The sequence below is a fragment of the Streptomyces sp. NBC_00353 genome (assembly GCF_036108815.1).
Lineage (GTDB): Bacteria > Actinomycetota > Actinomycetes > Streptomycetales > Streptomycetaceae > Streptomyces.
Genome location: NZ_CP107985.1, coordinates 1,535,490 through 1,554,385, shown reverse-complemented (window position 1 = coordinate 1,554,385; position 18,896 = coordinate 1,535,490). Strand labels below are relative to the sequence as shown.

General features: G+C 68.7%; 12 protein-coding genes and 1 pseudogene. 3 read left to right on the top strand and 10 right to left on the bottom strand.

Translation table 11 applies throughout. The features are described 5' to 3' along the window. Positions 1 to 44: 44 nt before the first annotated feature. From OHA88_RS07430 to OHA88_RS07420, 3 genes are all read right to left on the bottom strand, one after another. Positions 45 to 992, bottom strand: a complete 948-nt coding sequence (locus OHA88_RS07430; RefSeq protein ID WP_328624767.1) for a TauD/TfdA family dioxygenase — start codon at positions 990 to 992, stop codon at positions 45 to 47. Positions 993 to 1,201: 209 nt separating this feature from the next. Continuing rightward, positions 1,202 to 3,925, bottom strand: coding sequence for a M4 family metallopeptidase (locus tag OHA88_RS07425; protein ID WP_328624766.1), 2,724 nt, complete (start codon positions 3,923 to 3,925; stop codon positions 1,202 to 1,204). 187 nt (positions 3,926 to 4,112) lie between these two features. Next, entirely contained in the window at positions 4,113 to 5,264 is a 1,152-nt protein-coding gene (locus tag OHA88_RS07420; RefSeq protein ID WP_328624765.1) for a hypothetical protein, read from the bottom strand. 632 nt (positions 5,265 to 5,896) lie between these two features. Here OHA88_RS07420 and lpdA point away from each other — a divergent pair. Then, complete coding sequence (gene lpdA / locus OHA88_RS07415; RefSeq protein WP_328624764.1) at positions 5,897 to 7,309, top strand: dihydrolipoyl dehydrogenase; 1,413 nt, start codon at positions 5,897 to 5,899, stop codon at positions 7,307 to 7,309. A gap of 279 nt (positions 7,310 to 7,588) precedes the next feature. Here lpdA and OHA88_RS07410 read toward each other — a convergent pair whose 3' ends face one another. Together OHA88_RS07410 and OHA88_RS07405 are read right to left on the bottom strand one after the other, a co-directional pair. Then, positions 7,589 to 8,056, bottom strand: a complete 468-nt coding sequence (locus tag OHA88_RS07410; RefSeq protein WP_328624763.1) for a nuclear transport factor 2 family protein — start codon at positions 8,054 to 8,056, stop codon at positions 7,589 to 7,591. 503 nt (positions 8,057 to 8,559) lie between these two features. Next, entirely contained in the window at positions 8,560 to 9,141 is a 582-nt protein-coding gene (locus tag OHA88_RS07405; protein WP_328624762.1) for an AAA family ATPase, read from the bottom strand. Positions 9,142 to 9,331: 190 nt separating this feature from the next. On the opposite strand from OHA88_RS07405, the gene OHA88_RS07400 reads away from it, so the two are divergent. After that, the gene (locus OHA88_RS07400; RefSeq protein ID WP_328624761.1) at positions 9,332 to 10,225 is read left to right on the top strand and encodes an aminoglycoside phosphotransferase family protein; all 894 of its coding nucleotides are present in this window, start codon (positions 9,332 to 9,334) and stop codon (positions 10,223 to 10,225) included. Between the two features lie 231 nt (positions 10,226 to 10,456). Here the strand turns inward: OHA88_RS07400 and OHA88_RS07395 are convergent, their stop codons facing one another. Both OHA88_RS07395 and OHA88_RS07390 read right to left on the bottom strand, forming a co-directional pair. Then, positions 10,457 to 11,251 (bottom strand): SDR family NAD(P)-dependent oxidoreductase, encoded by a 795-nt coding sequence (locus OHA88_RS07395; protein WP_328624760.1) that lies wholly within the window; start codon positions 11,249 to 11,251, stop codon positions 10,457 to 10,459. A gap of 97 nt (positions 11,252 to 11,348) precedes the next feature. After that, positions 11,349 to 11,594: pseudogene (locus OHA88_RS07390) on the bottom strand (aldo/keto reductase); the annotation flags it as partial. A 253-nt stretch (positions 11,595 to 11,847) separates the two neighbouring features. On the opposite strand from OHA88_RS07390, the gene OHA88_RS07385 reads away from it, so the two are divergent. Then, entirely contained in the window at positions 11,848 to 12,927 is a 1,080-nt protein-coding gene (locus OHA88_RS07385) for an NAD(+)/NADH kinase (RefSeq protein WP_328624759.1), read from the top strand. 269 nt (positions 12,928 to 13,196) lie between these two features. Here OHA88_RS07385 and OHA88_RS07380 read toward each other — a convergent pair whose 3' ends face one another. The 3 genes from OHA88_RS07380 to OHA88_RS07370 all read right to left on the bottom strand — a co-directional run bounded on the left by OHA88_RS07380 (position 13,197) and on the right by OHA88_RS07370 (position 18,830). Further along, positions 13,197 to 14,420 (bottom strand): SGNH/GDSL hydrolase family protein, encoded by a 1,224-nt coding sequence (locus OHA88_RS07380; RefSeq protein ID WP_328624758.1) that lies wholly within the window; start codon positions 14,418 to 14,420, stop codon positions 13,197 to 13,199. Next, complete coding sequence (locus OHA88_RS07375) at positions 14,417 to 16,843, bottom strand: glycosyl hydrolase family 95 catalytic domain-containing protein (RefSeq protein ID WP_328624757.1); 2,427 nt, start codon at positions 16,841 to 16,843, stop codon at positions 14,417 to 14,419. The genes OHA88_RS07380 and OHA88_RS07375 overlap by 4 nt, the downstream gene beginning before the upstream one ends. 139 nt (positions 16,844 to 16,982) lie before the next feature. Further along, positions 16,983 to 18,830, bottom strand: a complete 1,848-nt coding sequence (locus OHA88_RS07370; protein ID WP_328624756.1) for an alpha-galactosidase D — start codon at positions 18,828 to 18,830, stop codon at positions 16,983 to 16,985. Positions 18,831 to 18,896: the final 66 nt, after the last annotated feature.

Sequence of the window (18,896 nt, the reverse complement as noted above, 5' to 3'; positions counted from 1 at the left end):
GGCTGGCCCGCTGATGCCGGGCTTGACCGTGCTCGCCCTGACCTTCAGGACGGCGCGTGCCGGTCCTGGTCGGTGCTCAGCCAGAGCCGGACGAGGTCACGGCGGCGCTCCGGCTCGGGGTGGTCCACGTACTCGGTGCGGCTGTGCAGGGTGACGTGGTTGTTCAGGAACTGCATGTCGCCCGCGCGCAGGTCCATGGCGAGCGTGAAGCGGCGATCGTTGTTGAGGCGGTCGAGCAGCTCCATCGCCTCCAGTTGCGCAGGAGTGAACGGTGGTACGTGGGCGCCGCGCAGCGCCGAACGCATGTAGTCGGGGCCGTAGGACGTGGACAGCCGCCCTGCACTGTCCACGTTGTAGACGGGGCTCTCAAAGAAGCTGTCGGGACCGTCCCCGGAGCGCCGGTCGCGCCACCACGGCCGGTACAGCACCTCAGCCAGGTCGGGGCGGGTGCGCACGACCTCGTTGTGCACCGCCACCGAGCTGACGATGCAGCTGAGCCCGCCGGACTTCGCCGGCCGGATGCACAGCAGCGCGACGACGTCGTTCGGATCGGCGTGGTAGCCGAGCCGCCCGCTGTGCTGATAGCTGTAACTCGTCGAACCCGACGGGGAGACGCCCAGGTCGCGCACGTGTTGCACGTGCTTGCCAGGACCCTGCGGAACGGTGCGGCCGAAGTGTCGGCCCACTCCCAGGGCGAGGATCTCGCATTGCTGCTCGCTCAGATCGGCGACGGGCGCGCCCTGCAGCAGCACGAAACCGCGACCGTCCATCAGCTCGTCGACAAGGCTGTGGAGCAGGGGACCGAGCGTCGGCAACGGGAAGTCCTCGCGTGAGAAGTGGGCGAGCCCGAGGCCGGCCGACTCCACGGCGCCGACCGCGGCGCGCAGTTCGGCCTGATGGACGGCGCTGAGCTCGACCCGCCACTCGTCGCTGTCGGCGAACTCGGCGCCACACCAGCCGCCCGCTCCGCGCACTTCCGCGATCACTGTCATGCCGACCCCGATCCCGAACCCGGGTACCCCCGCGGGCACTCTCCTCGATGCGTGCTTCCTTGTCGGCAACGCTCGTGAACGGCTCCGAGTGCCCCGATGGTTCAGGCAGGCACTGGCGTCCGCCAGGAGGTCGACGAGCGTTCCGACGCCCGTACGCGAAGAGGCGGTCACCGGAGGATCCGGTGACCGCCTCCGACGCGCGGCGGATGTTATTCGCAGGTGCCCGCGAAGGTGGCTCGGGTCACCACGTCGGTGTCGGCCGCGGTGGTGTCCAGCCAGGCCACCCGCTGGCCGTCACCGAGGGACGGGGCCAGCTGGGCGCCGGACGAGCAGGAGGCGCGGCTGAAGGCGCCGGTTCCTGCGACCACGTCGGCGGTACCGGCGACCTGGACCTTGATCTTGTCCGGCCCGCTCCAGCCACCGAGCCCGCTCCAGGCGTCGTACGTCGAGTAGGCGAAGTAGTCGTCGGTGACGGAGAACTGGGCGAGGTAGGTCCCCGTCGGGAGGCGCAGCTTCGCCCACTTGGCCAGGTCGTTCAGCGGCGCGGACATGAAGTTCGTGGAGCCGAACAGGCTGCTGTTCTCCCGCCAGAAGATGCGGTCGGAGGTGAACTGGATGTCGCCGACGGAGTTGAAGAGGAAGCCGCCGATCCGCTTGCTCTGGGTGGTGCCGGCGGCGATGTCGTAGAGCCTGACGTAACTGCGGTCGGCGCCGCCGGCCCAGGCGATGCTGCCGTGCTTCATCGCCAGTCGGCCGGCCCTGGTGCCGGGCTCGGGTGTCACGTTGACGGTGGTGCCGTCGGCCCTGCGGAGCATGACGTCCTGCTCGCCGTCGGGGGTGGTGCGGATCCAGGCGAGGTCGCCGTGGTCGGTGACCGGCTCGGTCTCGTCGGCGTCGGGGTCGTCGACCAGCTTCTTGATCGCGCCCTGCCCCTTGTTCCCCGCGGCGTAGATGCCGATGCCGTCGGCGGTGATCCGGGTGAAGACGATGCGGTCGTCATCGAGGGACGGGTCGAGCAGGTAGGCGTCGTCCTGGGCGAGCTCGTGCTCCGAGTTGCCGTGCTGCTTGCTGAAGCGGCCGACGGTGATACCGAAGGCGGCGCCACCCCGGTCCCAGGCGATCGCGTCGCCGTGGCTGATGGCGTACACGTCGCCGTTGATCTGCGCGGCCTGCTCGTCCACGCCGCCGTACACCTCGTAGGCGGGCAGCACCTGGGCGCCGATGGTGGTGCCGTCGTGGGTGCCGGCCTTCTGCTCCCAGCTGTCCACGATACCGTGGGCGTCGAAGGCCTTGCGGATGACGGCGAGGTCGCCTCCGGAGACATTCAGGGACTTGGCGGCGAGGGTCATCGCGTTACGCATGTCGGTGAAGCCGGACAGCGGCGTGAGGTAGTTCTGCGCGGCCCGGTAGACGATCTGGTCCGCGAGCTCAGGGGCGAGGCTCTTGCGGATGTCCCACATGGCCCCGCCGACGATCGTGGAGTTGGCGTGCACGCCCCCGTTGTCGAAGTCGAGCGTCATGGGGTCGTAGCCGGTCTGCGCGCTGCGGCCGTCGTTGAGATCGCGTAGAGCGCACTCGTCCAACGGCTTGGTGCCGTTGCACAGGTACTCGCCGATGAGGCCGGAGGTGGGGTCGCTCATGGGGATGCCCTTGTCGGCGGTCTCCATGGCGTTGCCGAAGTAGTCGGAGATCGCCTCGTTGAGGGCGCCCGACTGGTTCAGGTAGACGAGCCCGGCGGAGTGCTCGGTGACGCCGTGGGTCATCTCGTGGCCGACCACGTCCAGCCCCACGGACAGCGGCACGCCGTTCATGTGGCCGTAGACCATCTTGGAGCCGTCCCAGAAGGCGTTGGCGTAGTCCTTGCCGTTGCTCGCGACGTTGACGACGGAGTAGATCGTGCCGCCCTTGCCGTCGATGCCGTCGCGGCCGATCTCGTTCTTGTAGAACTCGTAGACCTTGGCGGCGTTCAGGTGTGCGTCGACTGCGCCGGAAGAGGTGTTGGTGCCGTCGAACCGGTCGCTCGCGGAGGTCGCCAGCGGAATGTCCTCGGTGACCGGGCCACCCGCTACGACCGAGTAGCTCTTGCGCTGGGCGTCGTACGTGCGTATCTGGCCGCCGGTCCGCGCGAACATGTCCCGGGTGGAGTCGACGAGCGTGTACGACCCGCCCGTCTCCTTGTTGATGTTCAACTCCGCCTCGGAGCCGTCCACGCGCACGCCCGTCCCCTTGGCCGGTGCGGCGTCCGCGGCGTCGATGTTGTTGTACGAGAGGGCGATGCCGCCGATGTTCGCGTCGACGTACACCTCCTGGCGCACCGGGCTGCCGTTGGCTTCGGCGCCCGTGACGGTGAAGTGCCAGGCCAGCTTGCCGCCTCGGGCGTCCGGCAGGACGATGAGGCCGTGGCCCTCGGTCTTGGCACCCTTGACCCGCGACAGCTTCCCGTCGAGGGAGAACATCCGCTTCTCGGCTGCGGCCTCGGAGACGCTCGGTGTGGTGGAGACCGACAGGTCCGTGTAGAGGGTGCCTGTGGCGGAGGTGACGTTCTGACCGCCTTCCGCCGCCTCGGTCTGCACGGCGTATTGGGCGCCGAAGACCGGCACCCCGTCGTGCTTCTGCTGGAAGCGGACGGACGACTGCTTGCCGTCCTTGCTTGTGCTCACGGTCTCAAGATCCGCGACCGGAACCTTGTACGTGTCCTGATGGGCCTTCAGGTGCGCCCGTGCGGCCTGGGCCGGAGTGCCCTCGCGGACCGTGTCGTCGAGACGCTGAGTCATGGCGGGCGCGACGGGCACCCTGTCGCCGGCCACGGTCGTGGCAGGCGGCGCTTCCTCCTCGGCCCAGGCCGGTGACGTCAGCAACGTCGAGCCGGTGGCCGCGACGACCACTGCGGCAGCCAGGACACGGCCGAGCCGTCTTTGTCGTGTCGGGAACACGTGAACCCTCCCCTATCGCACAGATGCGTGAACTCGCCCACCTGCGTGAGGTGTGGGGCCCCCATGCGGTCGGTGCCTAGATGGTTCGGCACGCTCGGTGGGGTGTACAAGGGGTGTCCCTGGCGTGAACACGCCGAGGCGTAAATACGCCTCAGACGGCGCTGTTTTCAATCCGGTTCGAGAGGTTTTACGCGTCCGCCCCGTCCAGCCAGCCGCTGCGCGCCGCACGCCAGCCGAGCTGGAAACGGGTGGCCGCCCCCACCTCGACCATGAGGGACTGCAGGCGTCGCTGGACGGTACGGTGCCCCATGCCGAGCTGACGGGCGATGGCGGCGTCGGTGAGTCCCACGTACAGCAGGGAGACGATCTGGCGGTCCACGGCGTCGAGTTCGGCTCCGTCGGTGCGCCCGGTCCCCGGGTCCGTCTCGGAGGGCAGCAGACGCCAGCCCCTCTCGAAGTGCGCTTCGAAGAGCGAACTGAGCGCGGTGAGCAGTCCGGTACCGTGCACGGCCAGCGCGACCGGGTCGACGTCGTCGCGTTCCGGGGCGAGCGGCAGCAGGGCCATCCGACGGTCGACAATGATCAATTTGATGGGAAGTTCGTCGACCACGGAGATGTGCTGCCCCTGAGCGGCGTAGGCGGCTGCGGTCGCTGCCATTTCGGGGCGTTCGAGCCAGTCGCGCTCGATGACGCTCCGAAGGGCGATCCCGCGTCGCATCAGCACGTCTTCGATCGCGTCGTGGTTGTCCTCGACGGTGATCACGGAGTGGACCTCACGCAGCGGCATCATGGTGCACACCTCGATGGTGGCCTGATCCTGCATCAGCAGGAGCCTGCGCCGGATCGCAGCCGCCCCCGACAGCACCTCGACCGGCGCTCCCGACGCGTGGGCCTGCGCGGAGAGGTGCCGTTCGGCCAGAGTTGTCACGAGCGACTCGACGCGGCGCAAGGACGCCCGGCGGGATTCCAGCAGGGGGCCGAGAGCGAGCACGGGGGAGGCGGCCCGGTAGTGGATCACGTCGTCGTCGTCGCCGTCGGGTCGGGCGCTGGCGAGACCGCGTTCCACCAGGACGTCGAGGGCGCGCGCGACGTCTTCGGCGCACCCCGTCGAATCGTCCGCGAGCGTGGCGGGTTCACTGTCGGGCCGGTCGACGAGGAGCCGGTACACGGCGTCCTCCAACGGCTCCAGGCCGAGAAACGTGAGCAGGGATGCCTCTGCCGCATCCGGGACGACGGGGGTGCCGCCGGACAGGCGAGGACCGTCGGCGCTCAGTGCCGTCCCTCGACGCAGTCGCGCACGGGAACACCGGACCCCCGCATCGGACACACGCCTCGACACCGGAGTGTCCCGGTCCCTGCCGCACCGTCGGCCACTGTCTCCGCCCCTGTCGTCGTATCGTCGTCGCCCAGATGATCACATGATCCAGCTGGCTCCGTGCGTGATACGACGGCATTCGGGACGGGCTTGGGGCGATCCGGGTGCGCCGGCGCCGCTCGGAGAATGACCGACCCCGGGCCTGCCCTCACGAACGCGATCCACGCCGGCCGCGGAGCGCCGCGACCACCGCGCCAAGGCCGTCGTGACCACGGACCGACCGGGTTCCGACCAGGGGCTGAACGGGGCCTGTGCACGGTCACCCGGCCGAGTGGACCCGGGAACTCGTGCCGTACTGCACCCGGCCGAGCGCTTCGGCTCTGCCGTGCGGCGGCACGGAAGCGAGGGCCGAGAGACGGAGCGTCTGCGCGACCGGCGTGCCGAGCCGATCCGGCTGAGGGAGCATGCTGCTGGAGCCCGAGGACGAGCGACGATGTGACCGGCCGGCCGATCGCCCGCATTGTCTTCCGGGTGATGTTCCTCCCGCGGACGGGTGTCGGAAACCACAGCCGCCCGGACGGTGCACAGGCTGTTCGAACAGGATGAATCGGCTCTCAACGGTGGCCGGGCCGATCCCCATCAGAAAGGAACTCTCCATGGATGAGCAAGGTGAGCACTTCGACGTCGTCGTACTCGGAGCAGGCCCGGGCGGATATGTCGCCGCCATTCGAGCAGCCCAGCTGGGCAAGCGCGTCGCTGTTGTCGAGGCCAAATACTGGGGCGGGGTCTGTCTGAACGTCGGTTGCATCCCCACCAAGGCCCTGCTGCGCAACGCCGAGCTCGCGCACATCGTCACACGCGAGGCCAAGACCTTCGGCATCAAGGTCGAAGGGCAGGTTTCCTTCGACTACGGTGAGGCGTTCCGGCGCAGCCGCCGTGTCGCGGACGGCCGGGTCAAGGGCGTCCACTACCTGATGAAGAAGAACGGGATCACGGAGATCAGCGGCCGTGGCACGTTCGTGGACGCGCACACGCTCGACGTGGCCCTCTTCGACGGCTCGACCCGGACGATCGGCTTCGACCACTGCATCATCGCCACCGGAGCGACTCCGAAGCTGCTGCCCGGAACCCGCCGCACCTCACGCGTAGTGACGTACGAGGAGCAGATCCTTGCGGAGGACCTGCCTCAGTCCATCGTGGTCGCCGGCGCCGGGGCCATCGGTGTCGAGTTCGCGTATGTCTTGCACAACTACGGGGTGAAGGTCACCGTCGTTGAATTCCTGGACCGGATGGCGCCGCTGGAGGACGCGGACGTCTCTGCCGAACTGGCCCGGCAGTACCGGAAGTTGGGCATCGATGTGCTCACCTCCACCCGCGTCGACTCGATCGACGAGTCCGGCCCGCAGGTCCGCGTCACGGTCATCGGCAAGGACGGTGCACCACAGGTCCTGGAGACCGACAAGGTTCTGCAGGCGATCGGCTTCGCACCGAACGTCACCGACTACGGCCTGGAGAGCACCGGCGTACGCATCACCGAGCGCGGGGCGATCGATATCGACGGCCGCTGCCGCACATCCGTACCGCACATCTACGCGATCGGCGACGTCACCGCAAAGCTGATGCTCGCGCACGCCGCCGAGGCGATGGGCGTGGTCGCGGCCGAGACCATCGCGGGAGCCGAGACCATGGAGCTCGACTACCCGATGATCCCGCGCGCCACGTACTGCCAGCCACAGATTGCCAGCTTCGGCTGGACCGAGGCGCAGGCACGGGAGAAGGGCTTCGACGTCAAGGTTGCCAAGTTCCCCTTCACCGCGAACGGCAAGGCTCACGGACTGGGCGACACGACCGGCTTCGTGAAGCTGATCAGCGATGCGAAGTACGGAGAGATCATCGGCGCCCACTTGATCGGCCCGGACGTCACCGAACTGCTGCCGGAGCTCACCCTGGCCCAGCAGTGGGACCTGACGGTCCACGAGGTGGCTCGCAACGTCCACGCGCACCCGACGCTGGGCGAGGCGGTCAAGGAGGCCGTGCACGGGCTCGCTGGGCACATGATCAACATGTGAGAAGGCAGCGCCACACGTTGCCCCCGGACTCCGTCGGCTCCGTCGCCAGGGGCCGGGGAAGACCATGAATCCGCCCCGGACGGCACCTCGCCCGGCGGTGGCTGCGGCATGCCCGCCTTCTGCAGCCTCCCGGACGGGCGCGGCAGCACCCGCCAGCCGTAGGCGTGCTGGCCGGAGCCGTGCACCTGCCCTTCGGGGAGCCGGCGACTGTCCGCGCGGCCCCGCGCCGCGCCACGCGGGGCCCACACCGCTTCCGGCGCCGCAGGAGCGGCTCCGGGATCAGAGTCCGAGGTCGCTGAGACTGGGGTGGTCGTCGGGGCGGCGACCGAGCGGCCAGTGGTACTTGCGGTCCGTTTCCTTGATCAGCAGGTCATTGATGCAGGCGTGCCGTACGGCCATCAGCCCGTTCTCATCGAATTCCCAGTTCTCGTTGCCGTAGGAGCGGTACCAGTTGCCGGAGTCGTCGTGCGATTCGTACGCGAACCGCACCGCGATCCGGTTGCCGTCGAACGCCCACAGTTCCTTGATCAGCCGGTAGTCGAGCTCGCGGGTCCACTTGCGCGTCAGGAACGCGACGATCTCGTCGCGTCCCGTCACGAACTCCGCCCGATTGCGCCAACGCGAGTCCTCCGTGTAGGCCAGGGAGACCTTCTCGGGGTCACGTGTGTTCCAGCCGTCCTCTGCCTGGCGGACCTTCTCGATTGCGGTCTCCCGTGTGAACGGGGGGACGGGCGGGCGTGCGGTCATGACTGCTCCTTCAGGACTGGGCGCTCTGACGTCGACGCTAGGGCTGCCTTTACCCGCTTGCCAGTCGACCGCACCCACTCCGCATGGCGTTTCGCGGCGCCGACGTAGTGCCGGCCGTCCTCGCCGGGCGGCCCGCCAGGGGAGTCTTCGCGGGCCGGGTGAATTCGGTACCGACACGTGCACTGGCTGTCGTGGTGTCGGCCACGCGCCAATCCAGAGCGATACCGGGACACCCGTCGATCCGGCTGACGCTTCCACGCCTGACCTGAACGATTGCTTGCGGCATTGCGCGCTGGGCTCACGCGCTGAGGCCGGCTCCGGGCCGGTCACCGCAGCAGACGGATCTCCGACAGCGGCAGACGCCACTCGCCCAGCGGCACGACAGCATCCGGCGGGCCGAAAACGCGGAGGGGGCCAGGACGTCGCGCGCAGCAACTTCAGGCGACAACGGCACCGGCCCGACCCGCTGGGTAGCCGTCAGAACTCCACGCGCCACCTGGCGATCATTGCAGAGGCTGATCGCCTTCGGGGATCGACGCCAGACCGGTCACGGACAGGATCGCCCCGACCGTTTCCTCAACCGTCTGATCAGCGTTGTCGATCCAGGTTCCCTGCTGCCCGAGTTCGGAGCGCATCGCCGTATCCAGCGGCGACCAGTCCGTGGTCAGGACCTTCTCCCGCGTCCGGTTGCGCTGCCACGCGACCGCCGGGCCGGGAGCCAGAACGATGACGTGGAGCGGCACGGCGGCCATCGTCGTGCGATAGAAGTCGAGGTGGGCACGGCGGACCACAACATCGTCGAGCACCGGGATGAAACTCGCCCGCGCGAAGCTCTCCGCCAGAAGGCACGCGTTGCGTGCCCGCAGGAAGATCTGCCGGTCGGCTTCCGTGTTTTCGGCCGGAGAGGGCCATTGCCCACCGCTGACGATCATCTGCTGGAGTGCGTCCACCTCGATATGGGCCGACATCCGGAGCCGGCCGGCCAGCGCTTCGGCCACCGTGGACTTCCCACTCCCCGGGATGCCGGTCAGCAGGACAGCCCCGGCGGCCGGCTCGCGGTCGATGGGTACCGGATTCAAGGTCATACGAGGTCTCCAATGAAAGCGATAAAGGCCCTGAGCCTACGCGCTGCCCGTGAACCGCCGAGTCGACGACCACTCGGTCCAGGCGTGAGACGAAGAGTGGGGCGCAGCGAGGCGCCCGGCGATGCGCGTCGCCGGGTGAAATCAGTTGACGGGCTTGGCTCCTCGGGCATTTCTTTGGCGGATGGTCAAGATGCATGCTGATGAGACGGACATCGACGCAGACCTCGTCAGGCGGCTGGTCAGTGGACGGTTTCCGCAGTGGGCGGATCTGCCGGTCGAGCGGCTGACCTCTGGGGGTACCGTCAATGCGGTCTACCGGCTCGGCGACACACTGACGGTCCGGCTTCCTCTCACGGAGGGCGGCGCCAAGGATCTGGAGCGGGAGGAACGGTGGCTGCCCAAGCTCGCTCCCGGTCTGCCCGTCACTGTTCCGACCGTGGTCGCAACGGGGCAAGCCGCCGAGGGATATCCGTGGGCCTGGTCGGTGCATCGGTGGATCGAGGGTGAAAGCCCGGTCGAGGGCCACCTCGACAAGCCCGAGCTCCTCGCGTGCGATCTGGCCGAGTTCATCAAGGCCATGCGAAACACCCATGTCGAAGGCGGGCCCAGCGCCTACCGAGGGTCTCCGCTGGCGAAGGTCGATGCCCGGACACGCGCCGCGATCGAGGAACTGCGCCACGCCGACGAAGTCTTCGACGCCGACGCGGCCGTGGCTGCCTGGCAGGACGCGCTCGCCGCGCGGCCATGGAGCGCAGCACCCCGCTGGGCGCATTCCGACCTCATGCCGAGCAACCTGCTCGTCGCCCGAGGCAGGCTCACCGCGGTGCTCGACTTCGCCACCGTCGGCGTCGGTGACCCCGCCTGCGACCTGATCCCCGCGTGGAACCTGCTGCCGTCCTCGACCAGGGACGCGTTCCGGGACGCCGTGGACGTCGACGACGCGACATGGGCGCGCGGCCGTGGCTGGGCCCTGGCCATGGCCGTCATCCAACTCCCGTACTTCCGCGATACAAACCCGATCATTTCCGCCAACGCCCGCCACGTCATCCGTGAGGTTCTCGCCTCCCAGTGCGCTGATCGCTAGGAGATGCTGCGAGGGCACGGACCCCGTGAGGGGCCAGGTTGAATCATCCGTTTCGAGGCGCCCACGAGCGGCGGCCGTCGAGCTGTGTGACCGGTTCGATTCCCCGGCCCGTCTCGCTGCCGGAGGCACGACAGGGCCTCTGCCGGCTCACCGGCAACGAGTTCCTCGACCGCCTGCGCGAAGCCACTCCCACGAGATGGTCGCTGCGGGGATCCTGGCGTTCGTGACCTGTCAGGGGAGGATGGAGTCGACGTATCCACCGTCCGCGCGCACGGCCCCGCCGGTGGTCGCGGAGGCGAGGGCCGAGCTGAGATAGACGGCCATGTTTGCAATCTCTTCCGGTTCGATCAGTCTCTGCAGGAGCGACTGAGGCCGGTGCTTGACCATGAACTCCCGTTGCGCTTCGTCCCAGGGAAGACCGGGGTCGACGAGTTGATACACAAAATCCTCGACGCCGCCGGTGTGGGTCGGCCCGGCGATGATCGAGTTGACGGTGACTCCGGTGCCGGCGGCGTCCTTGGCGAAGCCCCGCGTGACAGCGAGCAGAGCCGTTTTCGAGACGCCGTAGTGGATCATCTCCACCGGGACGGCCACGGCCGAATCGCTTGCGATGTTCAGGACTCGCCCCCAGGAGCGGTCCTTCATGGCGGGGAGATAGGCGCGGATCATTCTGACGGCGGACAGAACATTCACGTCGAAGTACTGGCGCCACGCCTCGTCGCTGATCTCCAGGGCAGGGGTCGCCCCGAAGATGCCCAGATTGTTGACAAGGATGGCGACGTCCGGGGCTGCCTCGATGACCTGCCGGGCGCCGTCGTCGGTGGTGATGTCGCCGGGCGCGGCGATGAAGCAGTCACGGTCCGTTTCCTGCCGCAGTTTCTCGATGGCATCGTCCACGGACTGCGGGCGGCGTCCATTGACAGCCACGCGGGCGCCGGAATTGGCCAGTCCCGCGGCAATGGCAAAACCGATACCTTGCGTGGATCCGGTGACGAGCGCGGTCTTGCCGGTGAGATCGATGAGCACGGTTTCTCCTCAGACACGTGGTTGGTGCGACACGGCCCGTGGCCGCCGGTCGGTGCGAAGGTGTTCGGAGGCCGGCAGCCGGCGAGCGTGCGACGGGCTCCTCGTTCCACAGTTTGGTGGTGACGAACAGTTCCTCGCGGGGGATGTCGGAGGACGCCAGAGCCCGGCCGACGCCCGTCTCGTTGCCGTAGACCGCTGCCGTGTCGATGCTCCGGTAGCCGCAGTCGAGGGCGGTGGTGACGGCAGTGGCGGCTTCCTCGTCCGGAATCCGGAAGACGCCGAGACCGAGCTGCGGCATCACAACACCGTTGTCGAGCGTGACGTTCGGCGTGGGAATGCTCATGGGCCGATCCTTCCGCGTCGTGGGTCGGCAACGACGGCATGGCGCGTGCAGGGGATCGGGAAAGACCCTGAAGGGTGATGGCGGGCCTCCCGCAAGGGCCACCCGCAGGGCCCGTCGACCGGTCCCCGCGGCGGTTCGGCGGACCCGATCGCCTGATGGAGAGGGGTGTCTCGGCCCGGCGACGGGCCGGCACACCCCTCGGGCCCTCAAGGTGGGGTGAGGACATCGCCGGATCGCGGGGAGTTGGACCGAGATGAGTGTCGAGCGGGTGGGAGTCGTCGTCCACCAGGGCCGCCCCGAGGCCGTTGTCGCGGCGCGCGTCGTACGCGATTGGTGTGCCGGTGAAGACATTCCATGCACGGACATCGACGTGTGGCGCGACGACGAACGTCGGCGCGGCGGGAGGGAGGAGGCCGATGTCGCAGGCAACCCTGGTCTCATTGTGACGCTCGGAGGCGATGGGACGTTTCTGCGTGGTGCCAGGATCGCTGCCAAGATCAATGGCGCCGTTCTGGGAATCGACCTGGGCCGTGTCGGCTTCCTGACCGAGGTGCCGGCCGAGGACGTCGTCCGGGCGCTCGACGCCGTCCACCGCGGAAGGGCGGCGGTCGAGGAGCGCATGCTGCTGACGATGAGGGCCTCCCGGGTGCTCGAGGTGCCCAAGGACATCGACGCTCTGATGGGCTACGGACGACGCCCGATGCTGCCGCCGCCTCAGGTCGACCGGGACGCGGAGGCCGGGGCGGAGGGCTGGGGTGTGGCGTTGGATGTCACCGCTCTCAACGACGTCGTCGTGGAGAAGCTGGCGCGTGACCGGCAGGTGAGTCTCGGCGTCTATGTCGGCGGCCGGCTTCTCGCCTCGTACTCGGCCGATGCCGTCATCATGGCCACTCCCACCGGGTCGACCGCCTACAGCTTCGCCGCAGGCGGTCCGGTGGTCTCACCCCGCATGGATGCCGTCATCTTCACACCTGTCGCGCCGCACATGACCTTCGACCGCACGGTGGTCGTAGCGCCGGACGAACCGATCGCGGTCCGGGTCCTGCCCCATTCGGGACAGGGCGCGGTGACGATCGACGGCCATCTGCGTGGCGTGTTGGACGCCGGGGACTGGCTCGGGGTGTACGCGGCCCCGCGTCGTCTGCGGGTCATCAGGCTCGGCCCGCACGACTTCTACGGGCGGCTGCGGACACGTCTTCGCCTCACGGATGCTCCGGCCACGGCCGCCTACGGGGAGAGTGCACCGCTCTTCCGTCCTGACGGTCCGATTCCGCGTGACCTGGCCCATCTCCATTTGTCCCTGGCGGACAGGGACGCGGCCGGCGGTGGCTGAGGCGGGGCGGGGAACACTCATGGGGTGTCGCGTCCGTGACGACCGCCGCGTTCGCCGGGTGCTTTCGGCTTCCGCGGGGACACTCTCCTGTGCTGCTGCGCAACGCTTCCGGGCAGCCGCTGCGCCAAGGCCGGCTGTCGGCCCGTCGGGATCACGCGGGGTGACACATGCGGTCCCGACGGGCCCTGGATCAGCTCACGGCCGACGGATCTCCACCCGGGCGCGCCGAGTGGCCGGCGTGGCGTCAGGACGTGGGCGTGACCGCGGGTTCACCCGCTCGCGCCGTCGCACTCGAGGTCCCCGAGGTCGATCGAGTCCGCCATCGCCTGCATGCCCTTGTCGTTGGGATGCAGATGGTCCCCTCCATCGAACGTCGGCAGCAGCCGCTGCGGGTTGTACGGGCTGCGCAGGACCTTGTCGAAGTCCGCCACCGCGTCCACCGCACCGCTGGTGCGGATCCACTCGTTCACCTCCATGCGTACCGCATCCCCCTGTGGATCCCACTCCGACCAGCCCTGGTAGGGGAGGACGGTGGCGCCGACGACGCACTTCCCCGCCGCGTGGGCCCGGTCGATGATCCGGCGGTAGCCCGCCGTCAGCGAGGCCGCCGTGACACCGCTGTGGGACTTGATGTCATTGACGCCCTCGAACAGGACCACCGTGCGCACCCCGGGCAGCGACAGCACGTCGCGGTCGAGGCGCGCGAGCGCGCTCTGGCCGGCGCCGTCCACCAGGACCTGGTTCCCGGATATCCCCGCGTTGGCCACACCCTGCACCGTGGAGCTCGGCGTCCCGTGCAGCCGGCGTGCCAGGAAGTCGGGCCAGCGCAGGTTCTTGTCGGTGGTGGACTGCCAGCCGTCCGTGATGGAGTCGCCGAGGGTGACCACGGCGCCGGTGCCGGGGCCGGTGTCCACGCTGACCGCGTCGAGGTAGAACCACGACCCGATCTGTTCCGTGTACGCGCCGTCCCGTTCCTCGGCCGCGTGGTCCCCGGCGGTCGCGTACGACGTCTGGAGAGCCATCCCGTGCCCGGTGGCGGGACCGCCCGCCGTCCGTACGTACAGGCTGACCGCCAGATCGCTGCCGGCCTCGGTCCTCCCGGGCAGCGGATCGCTGTAGCGGATCTCGCCCGGCGCCAGGGTCACGGACTCCGCCCGGTCGAAGCGCAGCTTCCTGTTGGAGCCCGCGACCAGCCGGGCACCACTCTTGCGCAGCCCGGCGTATGCGCTGCCGATGACCAGTGGCCGGTCGCCGAACGCGTTGGACACCCGGACGCGCATCCCGCTGCCGCCCACGCTGGTCCGGACGACCAGACGGTAGCTGCGGTCGGACGGGGACTCGCCCAGTCGGTCCGCGCTGGCCGCCCAGGTGACCACCGACGGGTCGGGCACGGGAGTCGCCGCGGCGGCGGAGGAGGTGGCGTGGGCGGGGGCGAGAACTGTGGCGGCGAGGACCACGACCGCGATCAGGGCGCGGTGCGCTGCGCCGCTCATCGGAAGTTCCGCAGCGTGACGGATTCCCCGGCGCGGAGGTCGACGTCGTGCGAGATGCCGCCCGCCGTCACCGTGGTCCTGCGCCCGCCGACACTGCGGATGGTGGCCTCGCGGACCCTGCCGTCGCGCCAGCTCAGGTCGACGACGAAACCGCTGCGCGCCCCGATGCCGGTGACCGAGCCGGAGCGCGCCCAGGCGGCGGGCAGTGCGGGCAGCAGTTCGATGTGTCCGGGGCGCGAGTAGAGCAGCATCTCGATCATGGCGGCGGGAGTACCGAAGTTGGACTCGATCTGAAAGATCCCGCGGCCCTTCCCGGTCTCGTAGATGTCGAACAGATTCATCGCGCTGCCGTTGCTGCCGTCGACGGACGGCCGCAGATTGGTGATCACCAGCTGATACGCGTTCTCCGCGTGCTTCAGTCGTGCCCAGCACAGGGACCGCCAGGCGTTCGCCCAGCCGAAGTTCTCCATCCCACGCGCGGTGAGGAGTTCGGTCGCGCCCTTCACCAACGCCGCGGGCGACGCGTCGGGCCGGATGCGGTCGCCCGGGAACAGGCCCACCAGCGGGGAGAGATGGCGGTGAGTGGTCTCGCCGAGGTTGTCCGGGGACATCCATTCCTGGAGCCAACCGGTCTTCGGGCTGACCTCGGGCATGTACAGCCGCTCCTGGAGCCCGGCGACGGTCTTGCTGTACGCGGCGTTCCTGCCGAGCAGCGCACTGGCCTCGCGGTAGTGCGCGAAGAGGTCCCGCACCACTTCCTGGGCGTAGGTGATGCCCTTCGCGTCCTGGGGGCCGTGCTCCGGCGACCAGTCCTTGTCGGCGACGAGGACCTCACGTTCCTTGCCGGTGTCCGCGTCGGTGACCGTCATGGTCAGCAGCCGGGTCTCCCAGAACTCGCAGGCACCCTGGAGGAGCGGGTAGATCTTCGCGAGATGCTGCCGGTCCTGGGTGTACTCGTAGTGCTCCCACAGGGTGTTGCACAGCCAGGCACTGCCCGAGGGGTGCCACCACCAGCCCAGGCCGCCGTAGATGTTCGTGGAGAACGCCACGGTCCAGCCGGCGATCTTGCCCGAGGAGTTGCGGAACCGGTTGCGCGGATCGTTGAACAGGCTCTGGGTGAGTTCCGTCCAGACCGGGAGCTGGGAGAGGCAGTAATCGGTGAACGCGTCGAAGTTGCGGGAGAGCGCGGTGCGGTCGGCCATCCAGTAGTTCATCTGGATGTTGATGTCGGTGTGGTAATCACCCATCCAGTCCGGGTCGTTGCCGTCCAGCCACGGGCCCTGGAGGGCGACCGGCAGGCCGCCCCGGGAGCTGCTGATCATCAGATAGCGGCCGAACTGAAGGTACAGCGCTTCGAACTCCGGGTCGGGCCCGTCCTGCTGGGTACGCGCCTTCAGCCGCTCCCAGGTGTCGAGCGCCCGCTGCTCGGCCGTGGAAGGGCCCAGCGAGATCTGCATGCCGTCGAACTGGTCGCGGTAGTCGGCCACATGGGTGTGCAGCAGTGCGGTGGGTGAATGCCGTACGGCGGTCCGCACCTTGGTCCTCGCGAGTGCGGCCGGGTCGAGGTCCGTGTCCCGGTAGCCGGCCTTCGGGTCGGGGGAGTAGTTCGTACCACCGCTGATCACGACCGTCAGGTCCGCACACCGGGTGAAGACGATCTTCGAGCCCTGGGTGATGACCGATCCGCTCGTGCTGTGCGCGGTGACCGCGGCGCCGTAGCGGAGCCCGTTGGTGAACTCGGCGCCGAAGGAAAGGCTGTCGTGCGCGCCGTCCGCCGATGTCGTCTCGTCGTGTGTGCCGTCGAGCGAGACGGTGCCGGTGTAGTGACCGCCACCGCGCTGGGAGAACTGCACGACGATCACGTCGTCCGGCTGGCTTGCGAAGACGCGGCGTTCGAAGGACACACCCGAGCGGATGTAGCTGGAGGTGACCAGGCCCTGGGCGAGGTCGAGCTCGCGGCGGTAGCTGTTGACCGTGCCGAGATCGTGCTCCGGGATGTCTACCGTCACGTGCGCCAGCTGGGTGAGGCTGCCGAAATCGGCCCGCCCGTAGGGGAATTGCCCGTCCTGCTCCAGTACGTCGTTGATCCCGCCGGTCCACATGGTGGCGTCGGAGACGAAGAGCAGTTCGTGCGAGGGGTCGTTGCCGACGAGAGCACCGAGGCGGCCGTTGCCGACCGGCAGTGCCCGCTCCAGCATCGTCGTCTCGCCGGCCGGTGCGCGGTACCACATCCGCGTCGTCGAACCTTGGCCCTCGGCAAGCATCGGGGACGTGGTGGGGCGCTTCGGTGGGGCGGTGGCGGCGAAGGCGGGGAGGCCGCCGAGAGCGGTGAGCGATCCGACGGCGGCGGCGAGCGAGAGCACGCGACGGCGGCTGGTGCTGGTGCTGGGCTGCGCAGGGGTGTGCGGATGCTGGTCGTTCACGGGACTACTCCATTCCTGCGGACATGGTGGGGGCGCGGTACGGCGTCGGGGGAGACCCGGGCGGGAGCGCGGGCAGGGGCAGCACGGGACGGGGGCGCGCCGATCAGGACGCGCCCCCGGATGTGGTCGTGCGACGGGGCTACCGGAGCGGAACGTCGATCTTGTCGATGTCGGGTGAGTAGCCCGTACCGCTGTCGAAGGTGACGGTGTTGCTGCCCGCCTTCAGCGTGACCGGCACACTGATCGTGTCGGCGGCTCCCCAGCCCCCGGTGGCCGGGAAGGCCGTCGCAACGGGCGCCTTACCGTTCGCGGACACGCCGATCGACCGCGGATCCCCCGACGTGTAGGCGACGTTGATGAGGTAGCGGCCGGCCTGCTTGACGACGACGTGCGTGAACTGGAGCGTGCCGCCCAGATACAGGTTGCCGACCTTCTTCGTGCCCGAGCACTCGGCGCAGTCGGCGACGGACGCGGAACCGGTCAGGACGTTGTCCGGGGACTCCGCCTCGTACGCCGTCGTCTTCAGTGCGGGGCCCTGCGGGGTGACGGTGAACAGACGCGAGCCGTGGGCCGGCAGGGCCTGGGTGATGCCGTCCTTGTACCGGCCGAGGTTCTCGCTGTTCCACACGTCACGCACGGACGCCTGGCCCGTGAAGCCGAGGGCCGACCAGTCGGCGGTCACCGGGGAGGCGGAGTCACCCAGGTTGAACAGGGCGACTGTGTAGCTGCCGTCGGGGTTCTGGGACGCCCAGACCTGCTCGTCACCGACCGAGGTGATGGGCTTGGCGGGCTTCCCCGGCTGCTGGTTGATCTTCAGCACGTCGCGGTTGGTCATCAGCGACAGGCCGTAATCGTCGAGCTGGGTGAGGTCGTCCCCGCTGAACAGCGGCGACTTGGCGACCGCCCACAGCGTCATGTAGCTCTGCCGCTCGGCCTTGGTCAGGCCGCTCATGGCGGCGTTGCCGACATTGATCGAGTCGAGGTCGTTCCAGCCGCCGGGACCGGCGTACCGCGTCCACCCGGGAGTGTCACGCCACCGGTCCTCGACGGAGTTCTCCCACGACACCAGCGTGTTGCAGTAGCACTCGACATCCGTGTCGACGCGCCATCCGTTGGACGTGGCCTTCCAGTCCTTGGCGTAGTTGATGTCGAGCGACCAGGAGATCTCCAGATGGATGGGCCGTCCGGTGCTCTTGATGGCCTTCTGCCAGGCCGCGACGTCCGCGCGGTTGTCGTAGTTGTCGCCGCTCTTGAAGGACCCGGGACCCACACCGTCGAGCTTGAGGAAGTCGTATCCCCAGTCGGCGATGAGCTGCGCCTGCGAGTCGACGTACTTCTGGGCGCACGGTTTCGAGAAGTCGAGCTTGTACGAGCTGTCCCAGCCGTTGGTCGTCCGCAGATCGCTGTAGACGATGTCACCGGTGGTGCAGTTGTCGGTGTTCCAGATCGGCAGCTTGCCCTCGCCGTATCCCTCTTTCTCCAGACCGACGGGCAGATAGATGCCGGCCTTGAGACCCTTGCCATGGATGCGGTCGGCGACCGCCTTCATCCCGCTCGGGAAGCGTGCCTTGTCGGCCTTCTGGCGCCCGTACGCGTCGAACTCCGGCGTCCAGTCCCAGCCGCGCCACCAGCCGGCGTCGATGTTGATGTACTCGTAGCCGTACTTCTTGAGCTTGGAGGCCAGGGCGTCCGTCTGCTTGGTGACGTTGGCTTCGGTGAGATAGCTGTAGTTGCCGTCGGGATTGATCCCCGGGTACGAGGTGGTCTGGAGGCTCCAGCTGCTCCAGCCCATGTACGGCTTCTGGGCTACGCCGTCCTCGCCGGTGCCGGCTGCGTCGGTGACCGCGGTGGTGGCGACGGGGGAGATGGCGGGGGACTCGGACGGGGCAGCCTGCGCCGTCGGCACGGCGACTGCCAGGCCTGCGGTGACGGCGAGTACCAGCGCGGAGCGCAGGGCTCTCGTGGCGGGGCGGGTGGGTGACCGCATGAGAGGGGACCTCTTTGCTTTCTCGGCGAAGGGATTCGGTAGTGGTGCGGTGTTCCGGTTGCGTGC